We start from the raw sequence: 19,156 nt of genomic DNA on the forward strand, positions 1-19,156 counted from the left end.
CCGCATCTCTACTGCCCCCGCTTGAGCCCGAGCAGCGCGATGAGCCGCCGGCGCGACTCCTCCGAGACGAGCAGGCAGCTCACCAGCATCACGCCGGCCTTGGGCATCGGCTCGATCTCCGAGGGGACGTGCTGGATGTACATCGTGGTGGAGAGCGTCTGGATGAGCAACGCTCCTATCAGCGTGCCGCCCAGGTAGAAGCGCCCGCCGGTGAGCGCCGTGCCGCCGATCACCGCGGCGAAGATGGCGTCCAGCTCCCGCAGGCGCCCCACGCGATCGGGATCGGCCGTGGAGATGTACGAGGCGGCCACGAGCCCGGCGATGCCGGCGCACAGGCCGGAGAACCCGTACAGCCAGAGCTTGATGCGGCGGTCGCCGACCCCCGCGAGCCGGCTCGCGCGCTCGCCGTCGCCGATCGCTTCCATGAACAGGCCGAGCGCCGTCTTCCGGCAGAGCAGGGCGGCGACGACGAACACGGCGGCGACGAGCAGCATGGAGAACGGCAAGCCGCCGACGTGACCGTTGCCGATGAACGCGAACGTCGCGTCCACGTGCGTCACGGGCTCGGCGCGGGTGATGAGCATGGCGACGCCGCGGACGCCGACCATGCTGATCAACGTCACGACGATGGGCTGGATGTTCAGCGACGTCACCAGCGCGCCGTTGAACAGGCCGACGCCGCCGGCGACCAAGAGGGACAGGAGCGCCGCGAGGAGCGGCCCGTGGCCGGCGTCCTTCATCAGGATGACGCAGGTGGCGCCGGAGAGCGCCATGACCGAGCCGACCGACAGGTCGATGCCCCGGACGGCGATCACCAGGGTCAGGCCGATGGCGAGGAGCATCACCTCCGCGCCCTGGTTGAGCAGGTTGATGGGTGTCCCGTAATACGCCCCGTCGCGCTCGACGATCGAGAAGAAGTTCTTGGACAGGAAGAAATTGAACAGCAGGAGCGCCAGGAGGCCGAGCAAAGGCCACGCTTCGCGGCGCCCGCGCCTGAGCAGCAGGGCGCCGGCGCCGCCGGTGAAGAGGATGATCCCGATGCCCGTCGGACTCGCGTTCGTGCGCGCGGCTTCAGCCATCTTCTCGAGCATTGCGCGGCGCCTCCTTCTGCTGGGCAATGGCCTGGATGATCGACGAAGGGGTCACCGACCCTCCCGCGAGCTCGCCCTGCTGCTTGCGGTCCCTCAGGACCACCACCCTGGAGCAGTTGCGCGCGATCTCCTCGAGCTCCGACGAGATCAAGACGGTGGCGACCCCCTTCTCGCCGAGCGACCTCACCAGCGCCTCGATCTCCAGCTTGGCGCCGATGTCCACGCCGCGCGTGGGCTCGTCGAGCAGCATGACCCGCGGCTGCATGGCCATCCAGCGCGCGAGCAGCACCTTCTGCTGGTTGCCGCCCGAGAGCAGCTTGACGGGCGTCTCCGGGGACGGCGTCTTGATGCTCAGGGCCTTGATGTAATGCTGGACCAGACGATCTTGCTCGCTCCGCGGGAGCACCCGCAGCGCCCCGCGGGAGGCCTGCAAGGCCAGCACGAGGTTCTCTCGCACGGAGAGGTTCGGGACGATGCCATCCACCTTCCGGTCTTCCGGGCAGTACGCGAGGCCCGCCCGGATCGCGCGCCGCGGCGTCTTGATCTCGATCCCGCGGCCGTCCACCGTGAGCTCGCCGCGATCGGCCGGCTCGATCCCGAAGAGCATCCTGGCGGTCTCGCTCCGGCCCGAGCCGAGCAGCCCCGCCAGCCCCACCACCTCGCCGGGCCGCAGCGCGAGATCGATCGGCCCGACGACCCCCTTCCGCTCGAGGCCGCGCGCGGCGAGCACCGGCTCGGCGGCGCTCGCGTCCTCTCCAGCGACGGCGGCGCTGCCCTTCGCGGGCTTGTCCTCGTCGCCGAGCTCCACGCCGAGCATCGCCTGGACGAGCGCCAGGCGAGGCAGCGCGCTGCTCGCGTATTGCCCGACCAGGCAGCCGTTCCTGAGCACCGTGATGGTGTCGCTGACGGCGTAGACCTGATCCAGGAAGTGGGTCACGAAGAGCACCGCCAGCCCCTGCGCCTTCAGCCTCCGCATCACGTCGAAGAGCCGCTGCGTCTCCGCTTCATCCAGGCTGGAGGTAGGCTCATCGAGGATCAGGAGCCGGGCGTCCACGGCGAGCGCGCGGGCGATCGCGACCATCTGCTGCAGCGCGGTGGAGAGCGACGCCACCGATCGCGACACGTCGAGGTCCAGCGAGAGGCGCGCGAGGGCCTGACGCGCCTTCGCGCGCATGGCGCGCTGGTCGATCAGGCCGAAGCGCCGGGGCTGCCGGCCCAGCATGATGTTGTCCGCGATGGAGAGGTGCGGGATGAGGCTGATCTCCTGGTGCACCGCGCTGATCCCCAGCGACTCCGCGTGGCGGGGGGAGGTCGGCCGGATCGACGTCCCGTCGAGCCGCAAGGCACCCGAGTCCGGGGAATACACGCCGGTGAGCAGCTTGATCAGCGTCGACTTGCCGGCCCCGTTCTCCCCCATCAGCGCCTGGATCTCGCCCGCGTGCGCCTCGATGTGCACGTCGTGCAGCGCGCGAACGCCGGGGAAGGATTTGCTGAGGCCCTCGACGGAGAGCAACGCTTTCGAACCAGACATGCGGCTGCTACTCCGTGGGTGAGGGCCGCTCGACCAGAGAGCTCACGGGCGTGGTGGTGCTCGCGCCGCCGCCGCTCCCTCGTCAGTAGGCCCGCGAGCCGATGGTCGCCGCCGCCTGCTCGCGCTCGAAGATCTGGCCAGGGACGACCGTGCGCTTCGGCACCGCCTCGCCGCGCGCGATCTTCTCGATGGTATCGAAGAGCAGGGGGCCGTGCAGGGGGTTGCACTCGACCGTCGCGTTCAGCTTCCCCTCCACCATCGCCTCGAAGGCCGGCTTCACGGCGTCGACCGAGACCACCACGATGTCCTGCCCGGGCTTCAACCCCGCCGCCTGGATCGCCTGGATCGCCCCGAGCGCCATGTCGTCGTTGTGGGCGTAGACGGCGTTGATCTCCCCCTTGTGGGCCGAGAGCAGCGTCTCCATCACGGCCTTGCCCTTGGTGCGCGTGAAGTCACCGCTCTGGCTCGCGAGGATCTTCATGTCGGGAAACTTCGCGATGGCCTCGGCGAAGCCGGCTTTGCGCATCACCGCCACGTCCGCCGCCGGCGTGCCGACGAGCTCGATGATGCGCGCGCTGCCGTTCGTCTGCTTCGCGAGCCACTCGCCAGCCCGGCGCCCCTCCCAGACGAAGTCCGCGACCATCACCGTCGCGTACAGATCCTCTTCGGCGTCCACGCCCCGGCTCGTGAGCACCACCGGGATCCCGGCGCGCTTGGCCTCCTTCAGCGTCGGCTTCCAGCCCACGGACTCTTGCGGCGCGACGACGATGACGTCGACGCCCTTGGTGATGAACCCGTTGACGGCGTTGACCTGGTTGTTGTGCACGTTCTGGCCGTCGGCGAAGAGGAGCTTCACGCCGCGCTTCTCCGCCTCCTCCTGGATCGACTTGCTGTGCGCGATCCTCCAGGAACTCTCGGCGCCCGTCTGCGAGAAGCCGACCACGATCTCGGACAGCTTCTTCGGCTTCTTTCCCGCGGGCTCGGTGCCCGATGCCGGCTTCGGCGTGGCGCTGTCGGCCTCGCTCTCCCCGCGGGAGCAGCCGGCGCCGATGGATAGTGCGCCCAAGATGGCCAGGAGCGCCCTCCGTGACACGTGGTTCTGGCGGTGCATGCTCTTCTCCCTTCCTGCTGTCCCTTCGGACGCGGTTCGATGGCCGGCCCTGCGCGGGCGCCGTTGCATCGCTGTCGAGCGGCCCTCGGGGCCGAAAAGTGCGGGCGCACACGGAGGCCTACCCGCACGAAGCGAAAGGATACCAGGAACCGTTGTGAACGTTAACATGGCCGATGTCAACCAAAATGGATCGGTCGCGCCGAGGGCGCCGCGCTCGCAGGCGTCATGCTCGGCGCCGCCGCGCTCGGATGACCCGATGACCCGCGCCGATCTCGCGCCGCTCGAACGCGCCCCCCAAGCGACCCCCTCGTGACGCGCCGCTCCGGAGGAGACCCCCCAGCCGTCGGTGTCCGAGCCCACCGAGTAAGTAAATAGTGTTGACTTAGTCCCTGTTATCGTTAACATGCCAAATCGTCCTTAAGGCTTGCTCAGCAGGGCCGTTATGCGAACCGGAAACTTTCGGGATCGGTCGCGGCGTCGACTCCGTTCGTTCGGCCGCCGCGGACGCGCGCGACACCTCGCTCGCCGAGGCAGCGGTCAGGCCCTACCCGCGCCGGGCGCGCGGGCGCTGGTGCGATTGGCACGCGCACCGGCTCCGGCAGCCTTCCCATCCGACTGCCCTGAAAATACTGCGCCTATCAAAAACTTACCCAATCACTGAAGGGGAAGTCCAACGTGAACAAGAACCGCTCTTCTCGATGGCTTTGCAACACGGCCTGGATCGCGCTCGGAATCGCGGCGCTCTCTGCCTGCGGTGATGGCGGCGAAGGAGGTGACGGCGGCGGCGGCGGCGCGGGGGCGGCGGGCAGCACCAGCGCCACCACCAGCGCGAGCACGACCACCAGCGCGAGCACGACCAGCGCGAGCACGACCACCAGCGCGAGCACGACCAGCGCGAGCACGACCAGCGCCGGCGCCGGCGGGTCGAACGAGGGCGGCGGCGGTTCGGACGCCTCGAGCACCACCTCCACCGGGACGGGCGTCCCCGAGCCCATGGGGAAGTTCGTCGGCAACATCACGACCAACGGCAACGTGCGCGACGGCTTCGCCAAGTACTGGAACCAGATCACGCCCGAGAACGAGGGCAAGTGGGGCTCCGTCGAGAAGTCCCGCGGGAACAGGGACTGGAGCGCGCTCGACAGGATCTACAAGTACGCCAAGGACAACCACATCATCTTCAAGCACCACGTCTTCGTGTGGGGCGCCCAGCAGCCGGACTGGGTCGGGCGCCTCTCCGGGGCGGAGCAGCAGTCGGCCGTGCGGGACTGGATGAAGGCGTTCTGCGAGCGCTACCCCGACACGAAGTACATCGACGTCGTCAACGAGCCGCCGCCCCACACCACGCCCTCGTACAAGAACGGCATCGGCGGCGACGGCGCCAGCGGCTGGGACTGGATCGTGAACTCCTTCAAGTGGGCTCGCGAGTTCTGTCCGGGCGCGGTCCTGATCCTCAACGACTACAACAACATCGAATACGAGAACGACCACAACAACTTCATGAGGATCGCGAGGGCCGTCATCGGGGCGGGCGCCCCGGTCGACGCGCTCGGCGCGCAGGCCCATGACGCCTACAAGATCAACACGAACACGGTGAAGAGCTACATCGACAAGATGGCCTCTCTGGGCAAGCCCGTGTACATCACCGAGTACGACATCGGCATCGGGGACGACAACCAGCAGAAGCGGGTGATGGAGGAGCAGTTCACGATGTTCTGGAATCACCCGTCGGTCCCGGGCATCACCCTGTGGGGCTACATCGTCGGCGCCACCTGGAGGGACAACACCGGCCTCCAGCACCCGGACGGCAGGCTGCGGCCGGCCATGCAGTGGCTGATGGACTTCCTGGATCGCGGTTGACGCCGCGCTGATGCGATCTCGCGTCGGGGGCGCCTCGGGAGGCCGCCCCGCGCGACGAGCTCCCTCCACGGGAGCCGGGTAGGGCAACCAACCCATCTACCCGCGATCCTCCTCGCGACGCACCTTCACCGCGCACGCCTTGTACGAGGGCTGCCTCGAGTACTGATCGAACGCCGGGAACGTCAGCTTGTTCGTGATCTCGTAGTGCATCGGGATGAAGATCTCCCCCGGCTGCACCGCGTTCGTGACGAACGCCCGCGCCTTGATCTCCGCGCGGCGCGACGCGATGACCACCCACTCGTTCATCTCGACGCCGAGCCTCTTCGCGTCGACAGGGCTCACCTCGGCGTAGATCTCCTTCGGATAGAGCCGCTGCAGCACCGCCGACTTCTTGGTCCGCGTCTGCGTGTGCCACTGGCTGGAGCTCCCTCGCCCGGTGAGCAGCGTGAACGGATACTGCTCGTCGGTCGGCTCCGGCAGCTGCCTCGGCGCCTGGAACGCGAACTTCGCCTTCTCATCCGGCCGGTAGAACCGGCCGTCCTCGAACAGCCGCCGCTCGTTCGTCTCGAACGACGCCCCCTCGGGGTACGGCCACTGGACGCCGCCCCGCTCGTCGATCATCGCGTAGTCCTCGATCCCCGTGATGTCGCACGGCTGCCCCTTCGAGAGCCGCTTCAGGATCTGGAAGACCGCCTCCGGGCTCTTCCACTCCTTGAACAGATCGCCGCACCCCCAGTACTGCGCGACGAGCTGGAAGATGTGGAAGTCGGCCAGCGCCTGCCCCGGCGCCCGCGCGACCTTCTTCACGAGGCCGATGCGCCGCTCCGAGTTGATGAACGTGCCCTCCTTCTCGGCCCACGAGGCCGCCGGCAGCACGAGGTGGGCGCGCTCCGCCGTCTCGGTCGTGGCGTACATGTCCTGCACCACGAGGAACTCCAGGCGGCCGAGGAGCTCGTGCAGATCCTCCTGGTTGATCCACGAGTGCGCCGGGTTCGTCGCGATGATCCAGAGGCCCTTGATCTTCCCCTTCAGGATGCCTTCGATGATCTGATCGTACGCGAGGCTGTTCCGGGTCGGGATGACCTCCTCCGGGACGCCGAGGATCCCGGCGATCTTCTTCCGGTGCTCCTCCTTCGTGAAGTCGTGGCCGGCGAACAGGCCCGTCGTGTTGCTGAACATCCGCGAGCCCATCGCGTTGCACTGGCCCGTGATGGAGTTCGCCCCGGTCCCGGGCCGCCCGATGTTCCCCGTCATCAGCGCGAGGTTGATGAGCGACTGCGCGACCCGCACGCCCTCGTGGCTCTGGTTGACGCCCATGGTCCACCAGAACGACACCCGCTTCCCGCTGTGGATCGTCTCCGCGAACGTCGCGAGCTGCTCCTCGCCGATCCCCGTCGCCGCGGCGACCCGCGCCGGCGTGAACTCCTGGACGTGCGCCTTGAACTGCTCGAAATCGACCGTGTGCGCGTCGATGAACTCCCGGTCGATCCACCCGCGCTGGATGAGGATGTGCGCGATGCCGTAGAACAGCGTCAGATCCGACTTCGGCTTCAGCGCAACATGCGCCGTCGCCGCCATCGCCGTCTCGGTCTTGCGCGGATCCACGACGAGGATCGCCGGACGGTGCTTGTTCTTGCACAGCCGCTCCCACATGATCGGGTGGGCGATGCAGAGGTTCGAGCCGACGAGCACCACGACGTCGGACTCCTCGAAATCGCGGTAGGTGTAGGGCGGCGCGTCGAACCCGAACGACTCCTTGTAGGCCACCACCGCCGTCGCCATGCACTGCCGGGTGTTGCCGTCCCCGTGCAGCATGCCCATCCCGAACTTCGCGAGCGCCCCGAGGAAGGCCATCTCCTCGGTGACGATCTGCCCCGTGCTGATGAAGGCGACCGACTCCTTGCCGTGCGCCTCCTGGATCGCCTTGAACCGGTCGACGAACGTGCGCAGCGCGACGTCCCACTCCACCCGCTCCAGCTTCCCGCGGGCGTTCCTGAGGAGCGGCGTGGTGGCGCGGTCGCTCGCCCGGAGCGGCGTGAGCGCCTCCCAGCCCTTCGGGCACGCCATCCCGAGGTTGACCGGATAGTCGGTGTTCGGCGAGAGGTTGATCGCCTCGCCGTCCTTGAGGTGGACGTTCAGCCCGCACCCCGTCGAGCAGAAGCCGCACACGACCGTGGTCGTCTGATCGGGCTTCAGCCGCGCGGGCACCCGCCCGAGGCCGAACTCGCCGGGCGTGAGCAAGAGCTCGCGCGTGAGCGGCCCGTTCCGCTGGAGGAGCAGGTTGTCCGCCTTCCTGGGCTCCGCGTCCGTCTTCTTGGCGTCGGGGGTGGTCATCAGGAGAGCCCTCCAGGCATCTTGGACGCGGGCGCCGCGGCGAAGAAGAGGTACCGCTCGAGGAGCTCGCCCGCGAGGCAGAACAGGAACGCCACGACCGCCATGGCCATCAGGACCTCGGAGCTGACGCCGCTGTTCGGCGCCGAGAAGAGGCTGAGCGCCGGCAGGACGAGGCCGCCGAGCGCGCCGCAGGCGAACCGCCAGCCCGTCGCGCCCTTCAGCTCCCCCGTCATCAGGATCGCGCTCCGCTTGAGCGTCGAGTGGCTCCGCTTCCGGAGGTGCCGGAACATCGAGAGCTCCACGAGCAGCTTGAGCCCCATCGCCACGCACAGGAACCCGCTCAGCGCGCGGAAGCCGCCGGTCAGGAGCAGCGCGGCGTGCTCGCGGCTGAGGAGCAGCGCCACCATCAGGACCGTCGAGCTCCCGAGCACGGCCGCCGTGCTCGCGAACTTGAAGCCCGTGAGCCCGCCGCTCCAGTGGTCTCGCTGGGTCGCCGCGTACACCATCACCGAGCAGAACACGCCGAGCATCCCGCTCAGCGCCACCGCGTAGGACAGCGGCGTCTGCAGCTGGCCGAGCGGCGAGAGCGGCGCGAGCGCCGGCATCGAGGGCACCCAGAACGAGGCGGCGTAGAGCGTCCCGGCCCCGGCGAAGAGCGAGAACCCGAGGATCTCCCGGCTGAGCCACGACGTCTTGAGCCCGAGGAACGCCCGGAACGCGAACTGCGGGCGGCCCAGGTGGAGGAGGCTCGCGCCCAGCGCGGCGAGCCCGAAGACGAGCGCGAACGTGGCGCTCTGGCCGCCGAAGCCCCGGGTCGCCTGCGCGCCGAGGAGCTCGTTCAGGGCGAGGCTCACGCAGAACGCGCCGACCGAGAGCTGCGTGAGCACGAGCATCGCGACGAGCGGAGGGTGGGAGTGCTCCCGGCTCACCTGGTAGAAGTCCGCGGGGAGCATGTTGCGCGGGAGCGACTTCTTCGTCTTGTAGCTCGTCGTCGGGATCGTGATCTCCGGCGCCGCCGCCCCCGGCAGGAAGACGTTGGTCTGGCTCTCCTGCACGGCCTGCGCCTGGTCGACCACCGTGATGCGGATGGCGCCGTTCGGGCACGACTGCACGCACGCCGGGGCCTCGTCGTTGGCCAGCCGGTCGCTGCACATGTCGCACTTGCGCACGATCCCCCGCTCCGCGTTGAACTTCGGAGCGTCGTAGGGGCACATCAGGATGCAGTACTGGCAGCCGATGCACTGATCATCGAGGTGCTTGACGATGCCGGTGATCGGGTCCTTCTCGTAGGCCTTGACCGGACACCCCGACATGCACGCCGGGTCCAGGCAGTGGTGGCACGCCGTGGTCACGCTCTGCTGCGCCGGCGCCTGGGGCGTGCCGCCGTGGAGGAGCCCGACCGAGCGCCACACCTCGTCCTCGTCGAGGCCGTTCAGGCTGTGGCAGGCGGTGACGCACGCCTTGCACGCGGTGCAGGCGTCCAGATCGACCTCGAAGGCGTACTGCTGCCCGGGCTTCGGCCGCTCGAGGGGGATGAGGTCGCGGTAGTACTTGGACTGGGCCGGGAGCGCGTGCTCCTCGTGCAGCCTGGAGAACCGCTCGACCGCCGTGAGCTTCTGCTGGTCGGCGAGGAGCGCCTGGAGCAGGTTCTTGTTGCTGTCCTGGATCTTCGGCGGCGAGTTGACGATGGGCAAACGAAAGTGAGTGTCCGACACCTTTGCAACGCTCATCGAGATTCCTGTCTACCCGGCGCGGAAGCCCAGCCCGGAGAGCTCCAAGAGGCACAACGAAAGCGGCGACGTGACCGTCGCGGAGCGGAGCGCGGCGCTGCCCCGAGCGCTCACGCGGTCAGCTCGCCGCGCCGGGCGGCTGCGCCGCGCCGTGGACCTCGACGCGCCCGCTCCGGATCCGGGTGGGATACACGGGGATGCGCACGGTCGGGTCGTCGAGGCACTGGCCCGTGCGCAGGTCGAAGCTCTGCTTGTAGATCGGCGAGGCGATCTTGGGGACGCCCCCCTTGTCGCCCACGATCCCGCGGGAGAGGACGAACGCCTTGCTGAACGGGTCGAAGTTGCTGATGGCGTAGATCTCCTCGCCCTCGCCGACCCGGACCACCGCGACCTGGCGCCTCCCGACGAGCGCGCAGACCCCCGTGTTCGGGATGATGTCCTCGACCCCGCAGACCTCGACCCAGCCCTGGCCCGCGCCCTCGCTCCGAAGCGACTCCGACGTGTGCAGCTCGTTCATGGCGATTTCCCTCAGAAGAGGCCCCTCGGCCCGCGGTCAGATCATCTCCTCGACGAGCGTCGACTTTTCCTTCCAGGCGGCGGGGCGGTGCTGCGCCCGCTCGCTGACGAAGACGATGCTCCGGTCGGGCTCGCCGGCGTTCACGAACGGGCGGAACTGCTTGAGCTTCTCGGGATCGGAGACCGCGGCCTTCCACTCGCACTCGTAGGTCGCGATGAGGTGGGCCATCTCCTTCTCGAGCTCCTCGCAGATCCCGAGCGAGTCCTCGATGATGACCTGGCGGAGGTAATCCATGCCGCCCTCGAGGTTGTTGAACCAGGTGGCCGTGCGCTGGAGCCGGTCCGCCGTGCGGATGTAGAACATCAAGAACCGGTCGAGGTACTTGATGAGCGTCGCCTCGTCGAGATCCGCGGCGAAGAGCTGGGCGTGCTGCGGCTTCATCCCGCCGTTGCCGCAGAGGTAGAGGTTGTAGCCCTTCTCCGTCGCGATGATCCCGAAGTCCTTGCTCTGCGCCTCGGCGCACTCGCGCGCGCAGCCGGACACCGCGGACTTCAGCTTGTGCGGGCTGCGCAGCCCCTTGTAGCGGTTCTCGACCGCGACCGCGAAGCCCACCGAGTCCTGCACGCCGTAGCGGCACCAGGTGCTGCCCACGCACGACTTCACGGTGCGGAGCGCCTTGCCGTAGGCGTGCCCCGACTCGAAGCCGGCGTCGATGAGCTCGCCCCAGATGTCGGGCAGCTGCTCCAGCCGCGCCCCGAACAGGTCGACGCGCTGGCCGCCCGTGATCTTCGAGTACAGGTTGTATTTCTTCGCGACGCGCCCGAGGGCGATGAGCTGATCGGGCGTGATCTCGCCGGCCGGCACGCGCGGCACCACCGAATAGGTGCCGTCCCGCTGGACGTTGGCCAGGAAGCGATCGTTCGTGTCCTGGAGCGGGAGGTGCTTCTTGCTCAGGATGTGCTCGTTCCACGTCGAGGCGAGGATCGAGGCCACCGCCGGCTTGCAGATCTCGCACCCGTTGCCCTTGCCGTGGCGCGCGATGAGGTCGTCGAAGGTCTTGATCGCGTGGACCCGGACGAGGTGATAGAGCTCCTGCCGCGAGTAGTTGAAGTGCTCGCAGATGTAGTTCGTGACCGCGACGCCGGCCTTCTTGAGCTCCTTCTTCAGGATGTCGGTGATCAGCGTGGTGCACGAGCCGCAGCCGGTGCCCGCCTTCGTGTGCCCCTTGATGGCGGCGAGCGTGACGTGCTTGTCGTCGCAGATGGCCGAGCAGATGGCCTTCTTCGTGACGTTGAGGCACGAGCAGATCGTCGCGGTGTCGGGCAGCGCCTCGACCCCGAAGCCCGCCGGCTTCGCGCCCTCGCGCGCCGTCACGATGAGGTCCTCGGGGTTCGGCGGGAGGACGATCTTGTTCTGCACGAGCTGGAGCAGCTGCCCGTAGTTCGAGGCGTCGCCGACCAGGATGCCGCCGAGGAGGTGCTTGCCGTCCGCGCTGACGACGAGCTTCTTGTAGACGTTCGACGTCGCGTTCATGAAGCTGACCACGCGCGCGCCCGGCTGCGCCGCGAACGCGTCGCCGAAGCTCGCGACGTCCACGCCCATCAGCTTGAGCTTGGTGCTCATGTCGAAGCCGCCGAAGGTCTCCTTCCCGCCGGTGAGGGCGTCGGCCGCGACCTTGGCCATGTGGTAGCCGGGCGCCACCAGGCCGTAGAGCTGGCCTTGGTAGCTCGCGCACTCGCCGATCGCGTAGATGTCGGGATCGGACGTCTGACAGCGCTCGTTGATGACCACGCCGCCGCGGCTGCCGAGCGCGAGGTCGCACGCCCTGGCGAGCTCGTCCCGCGGCCGGATGCCGGCGGAGAAGACGATCATGTCGGTCGCGAGATCGGTCTGGTCGGCGAAGAGCATCCGCGCCACGCGGCCGTGCTCCGCGACGATCTCCGTGGTCGAGGTGCTCGTGTGCACGTGGACGCCGAGCGACTCGATCTTCCGGCGGAGGATCGTCCCGCCGGCGTCGTCGACCTGGAGGGCCATCAGGCGCGGGGCGAACTCCACGACGTGGACCTCGAGCCCCATGTTCTTGAGCGCGTTGGCCGCCTCCAGCCCGAGCAGGCCGCCGCCGATGACCGTGCCGACCTTCGCCCCCTTGGCGTGGGCCGCCATGGCCTCGAGGTCCTCGATCGTGCGGTAGACGAAGCAGCCCTTCGCGTCCTTGCCCTTGATGGGCGGCACGAACGGGTACGAGCCCGTGGCGAGGATGAGCTTGTCGTAATAGACCGTCCGCCCCTTCGCGGAGGTCACGGCCTTCTTGCGGCGGTCGATCGATACCGCCTTGTCGCCCAGGTGGACCTGAATCCCCGCCTCCTCGTAGAGGCCGGGCTTCACCATCGAGAGGTCGTCGGCCGATTTGCCGCTGAAGAAGGCGGACAGGTTCACCCGATCATAGGCAAGCCGAGGCTCCTCGCAGAAGGTCGTGATGTTCCATTCGCGCAGGGAGCCACCGAGGACCATGTTCTCGATGAGCTTGTGCCCGACCATGCCGTTGCCGATGACGAGGAGGTCCTTCTTCTTGCTCATGCAAACCCACCTTTGGACCCGGTGAGTCACTCTCACCGTCACTGCCGTACTGCCGTCCGAGCGCGGCGCAGGCCGTAATCTCGGACCGGATCTTGTCTACTGTGGGCTCTGTTTCACAACTGTTTCGCTGGAATAAATTGTGTGTCCAATGGCGCGCTCGATCGCGGACATTCCCTCTGTTTCCTGCGTGTTTCGCGGCGACCGGCGAGCGCAACAAGGCTCCGCGCGGGGGCGATCTCCGCAGCGTCAATGAAAGGAAATGGGCGATTCTCGCGAAACATCGGGTGAATGTTTCGCGCGTGTGTCGCGCCCCCGGGGCGACTGCCTTGCAGCTCTGAAAGGCGGCGGCGGGCCGGTCACCCGCGCGGGGCGGCCTCGGCGACGAGGGCGAGCAGCTGCGCCGTGGCGACCGGCTTGGTCAGGTGCGCGTCGAAGCCGGCCTCGCGCGAGCGGCGGCGGTCCTGGTCCTGCCCATAGCCGGAGACGGCGGCGATGTAGGAGCCCCGGAGCTCGGGCTCGGCGCGCAGGCGCCGGACGACCTCGTAGCCGTCCATCCCGGGCAGGCCGATGTCGAGCAGGACGAGCTCGGGCTTCGACGCGCGCGCGGCCTCGAGCGCCGCCGGGCCGTCGTGCGCCATGGCGACGGTGTGCCCGTGGAGCTGGAGGATGCGCCGCAGGCCCTCGGCGGCGTCGACGTTGTCGTCGACGAGGAGGACGCGGAGGGCGCCCGCCCCGGAGCGCGGGGCCTCGGTCGAGGGCGCCGCGGCGCTCTCCACCGAGGCGCCCGCGAGCGGGAGCCAGACGCTGATGGCGGTGCCCTCGCCGGGGCCGGCGCTCACGGCCTCGACGCGCCCGCCGTGCAGCTCGGCCAGCCGCTTCACGAGCGTGAGCCCGACCCCGAGGCCCCCCTGCGAGCGATCCAGCGTGCGCCGCGCCTGCATGAACGGCTCGAAGACGCGCGGCAAGAGCTCGGCGGAGATGCCGACGCCGGTGTCCGTCACCCGGATCCACGCGTCGCCGTCGCTCGCCGCGCAGGAGAGCGACACGCGGCCGCCCGGGTTCGTGTACTTGATGGCGTTGGTGAGCAGGTTCACGACGATCTGCTCGATCCGCACCCGGTCGCCGTGCACGAACACGCCCGGCTCGACCGACAGGGCGAGCTCGTGCCGGCGCTGCGCGAGGAGCGGGCGCACGGACTCGACCGCGGTCTCGACCACGGCGCCGACGTCGAGCCGCTCCCGCTTCAGCTCGATCTTGCCGCGCGTGATCCGGGAGACGTCGAGCAGGTCGTCCACGAGCCGCACGATCGTCTTCACCTGCCGCTCGAGGGTCGCGAGGATCTGGCTGTCGTCGCGGTCGCCGCGCTCGCCCGTGGTCATGCGCAGGAGCTCGAGGCCGGTGGTGATGGGCGCGAGCGGGTTGCGGAGCTCGTGCGAGAGCATCGCGATGAACTCGTCCTTGCGCCGGTCCGCCTCGTGGGCCTCGCGGTACAGCCGGGCGTTCTCGAGGGCGACGCGCCGCTCGCGCTCGATGATGGCGGCGCGCTCCTCGTGCAGGCGCGCGCGCTCGAGGGCCTGCGCGCACTGGCGCGACAGCGCGAGCAGGAACTCCTGCTCCTCGTGATCGAACGGGCGCGGCTCCGCGAAGCTCAGCCCGAGCACGCCGATCCGCCGCTCCTGGACGACGAGCGGGAGACAGCAGAGCGAGGAGGTCGTCGAGGTCAGCGCGGCGGCCGCGAAATCCGGGTACCGGGCGGCGCACTCCTTGCGCGTGCGCAGCCAGACGGGCGCTCCGGTCCGCAGGGGGTCGGTGATGGGGAGGCCGTCGGAGGCGGCCATCCTCCGGAAGCGCTCGACGATCCCGGGCGCGTAGCCGACCGCCTTGAGGCACTCGACCGCGTCGCCCGCCGTCACCACGATCGACCCGCCGTACGCGCCCGCGGCGGCGACGCCCTGGTCGACGACGACCTCCGCCACCGCGTCGAAGGTGAGCGCGTCGGCGAGCGCCGCGGTGATGCGCTGGAGGCCGGCCATGCGCTGCGCCGCGCGCTCGGCGGCCCGGCGCGCCTCCTGCTCGGCCAGGAAGCGCCGCCGCGCCTCGGCCTCGGCGTCGCGGGCCATGTCGTAGAGGCGCATGCGCTGCAGGGCCACCTGGATGCACTGCGCGAGCTCCTCGGCGAAGGCGAGATCGGCCGCGGTGTAGGCGCGGCCCGACTCGGCGGAGGCGAGCGTGAGCGCCGCGAGGACGCACTCCTCGCCGCGGATCGGCACGATCACCGCCGAGCGGCAGCCGAGCGCGCGCAGGGCGGCGAAGTGCTCGGCGTCGCGCGCCACGCCGGCGAACACGCTGTCGGGGATCTCGGACAGGAGCCGGCCGGGGCCGCCCTGGAGCACCTCGTGCAGCGGCGTCTCGGCCTCCGGCGGGATCCGGCTGCGCTGGGCCAGCCTGGACACGAGCTCTGCCTTGTCCGGGTCCGCGTGCGCGATGACCCGGGCGCGCAGGGCGCCGTCCGGCTCGATCGTGTGGACGGAGCACCAGTCCGCCACGGAGGTGACCGCGAGCTCCGCGACGCGCCGGTAGCTCGTGTCGCGGTCGAGCACCGGATCGAGCAGGGCGGTCGCGTCGGCCAGGAAGCGGCGCGCCTCCTCGGCGCGCTTCTGCTCGCTGATGTCCGTGACGAGCGTGAAGAAGCCGCGCACCTCGCCGCTCGCGCCGACATGAGGGATGTACTGGATGCGGACGTGGCGCCTGCCGCCCCTGCGGTACACGAGCCGCGACTCGAAGTCTTGCGGTTGCCCGCCGAGCACGGCGTCGATGCGCGGCTTCACGGCGGCGTAGGCGGAGTCGCCGATCACCTCGCCCACGCGCCGGCCGGCGAGGGAGCCGCGATCCTCGCCGAACCAGCGCTCGTAGGCCCGGTTGACGATGCGATAGCGCTCCTCGTCATCGATATAGGAGATGAGCGCCGGCAGGGCGTCGAGCAACAGCTGGATCTGCTCGGCTTCCAGCGTCGCGCTCGGCTCTTCGCCTCCGATCATGCTGCCGCCGGCGTGAGCCGTGGTGGGGACGTCCGGCCTTTGCATCTGGGCTCATGCATATCCGCAATCCGCGCTGATCGCCACATGTCGGTTCTCTGCGCTCGGTCCGAGCGTGCTATGGTCGCCGCCGATGCGGATCCTCGTTGTCGGCGCGGGCGCGGTGGGGGGTTATTTCGGGGCTAGGCTCGCCCTCGCGGGGCAAGACGTCACCTTCGTCGCGCGGGGCGCGCACGCCGAGGCGATGCGGTCGCGCGGGCTCATCCTCCGCACGCCGGCCGGCGAGGTGCGCACGCCGCCGCTCCGCGTGGCCCCGCTCGACGGGGTGCGCGGGCCGTTCGATCTCGCGCTCATCGCCGTGAAGTGGCCGTCGCTCGGCGACGTCGGCGCGAGGCTCCCCGGGCTGCTCGCGGCGGACGGCCTCGCGCTGCCCCTGCTGAACGGGCTCGATTCGGAGGACGCTGTCGCGCGCGAGGTCGGCGCCTCGCGGGTGCTGGCCGCCATCGCGTACATGTCCGCGGGCCTCAGCGGCCCTGGCGAGATCGAGACGCTCGCGCCGACGCGCGCCGGCCTCGCGCCGTACCGGCCGGGGCAGGAGGCGCGGGTCGAGGCGACCGCCGCGCTGCTCGATCGCGCCGGCATCCCCGTCCGCCGGGGCTCGGATTACCGCGCCATGCTCTGGGAGAAGATGGTCTGGAACGCCCCCTTCAACGCCATCTGCGCGCTGACCGGCCAGCGCGCCGGGGTGGTCGTGGAGCGCATGGAGGACCTCCTCCGGGCGGCGATGCTCGAGGTGATCGCGGTCGCGCGGGCGGAGGGGGCGGACATCTCCGAGGCGACGGCGGACGCGATGGTCGCGCTCACGCGCGCGGACTTCCCGCTCACCGAGCCGTCGATGCTGCAGGACGTGCGCGCCGGCCGCGCGACCGAGGTCGACATCCTCCAGGGCGCCGTGGTCGATCGCGGGCGCCGGGCGGGGATCGACACCCCGGTGCTGCGCACGCTCGCGACGCTCGTTCGCGGCCTGTCGCTCCGGGCGGACGCGCCGCCTGTCGCCGGGTAGGCCCCGGGCCCGCGGCGGGGCCAGGGCGGGCTCACGACGTCCCATCTCGGCTCAGAACACCGTCCTGGCGGCGAGCCCCTTGCCCATGGGGATGATCTGCACGCTCCCGACCTCGGTCACCGTGCGCTTCGCCGGGAAGATGAAGCCGCTCAGGATCTGCAGCGCGCCGATGGCCTGACCGAGCCCGTCGGCCACGAGAAGCACCTTGTTGGTCGCCTCGGTGTTGCACGCCCGATCGCCGCCGCACTTGCCGCGCGACCCGAGATCGATCCAGGGCCCCGCGATGGGCACCCAGAGCGCGCGGTCCGCGGGCTTGTCGCTGAACGTCGCCACGACGGTCGAGATCCCGTACGTGGTGCCGAGCACGGCGACGCCGCTCCAGATGAGCCCGCGGTTCGGCACGGAATCGGTGATGGTGACCGTGTCGCGCGTCCTTTCCTGAGCGTACGCGGCTTCGGTGAAACCCAATGTCGCGACCGCCACGGCGGCGGCCGAGGTGAGAAGAGCGAGCTTGTTCATGCGGTCCTCCTGGCCGCATGGCGCATGAGCAAACGGGGTGCCGGCGCGGCGAGCGGCCCCGGAGGGCGGCCGGCGCGACACGCCGGTTGTCTCGTGTGGCGATCTGCCCCGCGTGAGACGGCGCGCCTCGTGGTGCTCGCGCCGAGAGGCGCAATCTGCGCGGAGAAATGGACGTGGAAGGAGAGGAGGGGGAAGCGTCGCGGGCGTCTCTTCCCGCCTTCCCCTCCTGTTCGAGCCCGGCGCTCGACCTTGATGGTGCAGAGAGGGTGACGCGACGAGAGGAGGGGAGTTCGAGGAGCTGGAGAAAGCGTGTGGCCTGGAGGGCCTCATCCGCGGTGTCCGCGGCGCTCGATGGGAGCCGAGGCCCGGGTCCGGGTGACTTGGCGATCAGGCGCCGCCAGCGCCGCCAGCACCGCCCGCGCCGCCGGCCGCGCCGGTGCCGCCCGCGCCGCCGGTTCCGCCGGTAGCGCCCGTGCCGCCCGCGCCGCCGGTAGCGCCCGTGCCGCCCTCGCCGCCGGCGCCGCCGGCCGCGCCGGTGCCGCTCGTAGCGCTCGTCGTAGCGCCCGCGCCGCCCTCACCGCCGGCGCCGCCGGCCGCGCCGGTGCCGCTCGTAGCGCTCGTCGTAGCGCCCGCGCCGCCCTCGCCGCCGGCGCCACCACCGCCGCCGTCGCCGCCGGCGCCACCACCGCCGCCGGCGCCGCCCGTGCCGGCGTCGTCCAGCGGGAAGGCCGGATCGAGGCAGAAGAGGCCGTCCGGCGTCTCGCTGCAGACGGTCCCATCACCGCACTCTTCCCCGACGTCCTCGCACTCGGCCGGCCCGAAGAGGCAGAAGCCCACGACGTTCGTCGCCGTGCCGATGTTCTCGCAGGAGAAGAGCGGCAGGAAGCAGTCGCTGTGGGCCTTGCACGCATTGACGCAGAGACCGATGTCGCCCGGACCGCCGTCCTGCTCGAGCGGGTAAGCGCAGGCGCCCTTCTGCGGACCTCCGCAGTCGAGCGCGGGATCGCCATTGAGCCCGCAGAGCTCGGCGCACATGGCGACTTCGTCGGTGATGCCGACGCACCACCCGGCGCAGGGATCGTTGCCGTCCTCGTCCAGCTCGCACTGGGCGCCGTTGGGCAGCCCCGTGTGCGCCTCGTCGACGCAGACGCTGTTGCGGGGGTCGCACACGCGGTCGGTGCACTGGACGTCCGCGCCGCAGCCCGGCAAGCAGACCGTCGCCCCCTGGAAGCTCTCACAGCGCAGCTCCTCGCGCCCCTGGCACTTGTCCGGATCGACGCTCGGGTCGCCGCTCGTGAACGGGGGATCGCCCGGAATGCAGCCGAGCAGGCAGAGGTCGCCGATGCACGCGCTGCCTTCCCCCTCGCAATCGTCGTCTCCGCCGCACGGCTTCGTGCAGTACCCGCCCGCAGGGCCGCCGCCGAAGAAGTCGTTTTCCGACTCCAGAAAGCAGATGCCCTCCGGCCCGCAGTCGGCGTCCGCTTCGCACGCGGTGCCGAGGAACTTCGCGAGCTGCGAGCCGCCGCTGCTGGTGCTCACGGCGACGGCGCCCGTGGTCGACGACGAGGACGAGGCCGAGCCCGAGGCCCCGGTCCCGCCAGCGCCGTCGTCCGGATCGTCAGAGCCACAACCGATGAATCCTGCCGAGGTGGCGACCGCGGTCAGCAAAACCGCCGAAATGCGTTGAATTTTCATGCCTGTCTCCGGAGCCAAGAGGCGCTGCCCAGGTCGGGCGCCTGCATGTGGTTTCCGGACAGTAACGGAATCGGTGAGGCTCCGCCATACCTGGGA

Annotated in this window: 13 protein-coding genes; 2 read left to right on the top strand and 11 right to left on the bottom strand. The window is 70.0% G+C overall.

What is annotated here, in order from left to right:
• Positions 1-8: 8 nt before the first annotated feature.
• From WMF20_RS47685 to WMF20_RS47700, 4 genes are all read right to left on the bottom strand, one after another.
• A complete protein-coding gene (locus tag WMF20_RS47685) occupies positions 9-1,079 on the bottom strand; it encodes an ABC transporter permease (RefSeq protein WP_437608447.1) in 1,071 nt (356 codons plus the stop codon).
• Positions 1,072-2,622: a sugar ABC transporter ATP-binding protein gene (locus WMF20_RS47690; protein ID WP_437608449.1), complete on the bottom strand. Its 1,551-nt coding sequence runs from the start codon at positions 2,620-2,622 to the stop codon at positions 1,072-1,074. The genes WMF20_RS47685 and WMF20_RS47690 overlap by 8 nt, the downstream gene beginning before the upstream one ends.
• Positions 2,623-2,704: 82 nt before the next feature.
• Entirely contained in the window at positions 2,705-3,733 is a 1,029-nt protein-coding gene (locus tag WMF20_RS47695) for an ABC transporter substrate-binding protein (RefSeq protein WP_437608451.1), read from the bottom strand.
• Between the two features lie 638 nt (positions 3,734-4,371).
• A complete protein-coding gene (locus WMF20_RS47700; protein WP_437608453.1) occupies positions 4,372-4,728 on the bottom strand; it encodes a hypothetical protein in 357 nt (118 codons plus the stop codon).
• Between WMF20_RS47700 and WMF20_RS47705 the strand changes: the two genes are divergently transcribed.
• Positions 4,727-5,590 (top strand): endo-1,4-beta-xylanase, encoded by an 864-nt coding sequence (locus tag WMF20_RS47705; protein ID WP_129580474.1) that lies wholly within the window; start codon positions 4,727-4,729, stop codon positions 5,588-5,590. The two genes, WMF20_RS47700 and WMF20_RS47705, sit on opposite strands and share 2 nt — an antisense overlap.
• Before the next feature lie 96 nt (positions 5,591-5,686).
• Here the strand turns inward: WMF20_RS47705 and WMF20_RS47710 are convergent, their stop codons facing one another.
• The 5 genes from WMF20_RS47710 to WMF20_RS47730 form a co-directional block, all read right to left on the bottom strand.
• Positions 5,687-7,924 carry a molybdopterin oxidoreductase family protein gene (locus WMF20_RS47710; RefSeq protein WP_437608455.1) on the bottom strand — a complete coding sequence of 746 codons (2,238 nt, stop codon included), beginning with the start codon at positions 7,922-7,924 and terminating at the stop codon, positions 5,687-5,689.
• On the bottom strand, positions 7,924-9,654 hold the full coding sequence (locus tag WMF20_RS47715; protein WP_437608457.1) for a DmsC/YnfH family molybdoenzyme membrane anchor subunit: 1,731 nt from the start codon (positions 9,652-9,654) through the stop codon (positions 7,924-7,926). The genes WMF20_RS47710 and WMF20_RS47715 overlap by 1 nt, the downstream gene beginning before the upstream one ends.
• A 118-nt stretch (positions 9,655-9,772) precedes the next feature.
• The gene (nirD, locus tag WMF20_RS47720; RefSeq protein ID WP_437608459.1) at positions 9,773-10,171 is read right to left on the bottom strand and encodes a nitrite reductase small subunit NirD; all 399 of its coding nucleotides are present in this window, start codon (positions 10,169-10,171) and stop codon (positions 9,773-9,775) included.
• 36 nt (positions 10,172-10,207) lie between these two features.
• Entirely contained in the window at positions 10,208-12,748 is a 2,541-nt protein-coding gene (nirB, locus tag WMF20_RS47725; protein WP_437608461.1) for a nitrite reductase large subunit NirB, read from the bottom strand.
• A gap of 356 nt (positions 12,749-13,104) precedes the next feature.
• On the bottom strand, positions 13,105-15,831 hold the full coding sequence (locus WMF20_RS47730; RefSeq protein ID WP_437608463.1) for an ATP-binding protein: 2,727 nt from the start codon (positions 15,829-15,831) through the stop codon (positions 13,105-13,107).
• 85 nt (positions 15,832-15,916) lie between these two features.
• Between WMF20_RS47730 and WMF20_RS47735 the strand changes: the two genes are divergently transcribed.
• The gene (locus tag WMF20_RS47735) at positions 15,917-16,846 is read left to right on the top strand and encodes a ketopantoate reductase family protein (RefSeq protein WP_437608465.1); all 930 of its coding nucleotides are present in this window, start codon (positions 15,917-15,919) and stop codon (positions 16,844-16,846) included.
• A gap of 51 nt (positions 16,847-16,897) precedes the next feature.
• Here the strand turns inward: WMF20_RS47735 and WMF20_RS47740 are convergent, their stop codons facing one another.
• Together WMF20_RS47740 and WMF20_RS47745 are read right to left on the bottom strand one after the other, a co-directional pair.
• Positions 16,898-17,365 (bottom strand): hypothetical protein, encoded by a 468-nt coding sequence (locus tag WMF20_RS47740; RefSeq protein WP_437608467.1) that lies wholly within the window; start codon positions 17,363-17,365, stop codon positions 16,898-16,900.
• A gap of 387 nt (positions 17,366-17,752) precedes the next feature.
• Positions 17,753-19,060 carry a hypothetical protein gene (locus WMF20_RS47745; RefSeq protein WP_437608469.1) on the bottom strand — a complete coding sequence of 436 codons (1,308 nt, stop codon included), beginning with the start codon at positions 19,058-19,060 and terminating at the stop codon, positions 17,753-17,755.
• Between the last annotated feature and the right edge of the window lie 96 nt (positions 19,061-19,156).

The sequence above is a fragment of the Sorangium sp. So ce834 genome (assembly GCF_051521425.1).
GTDB lineage: Bacteria > Myxococcota_A > Polyangia > Polyangiales > Polyangiaceae > Sorangium > Sorangium cellulosum_D.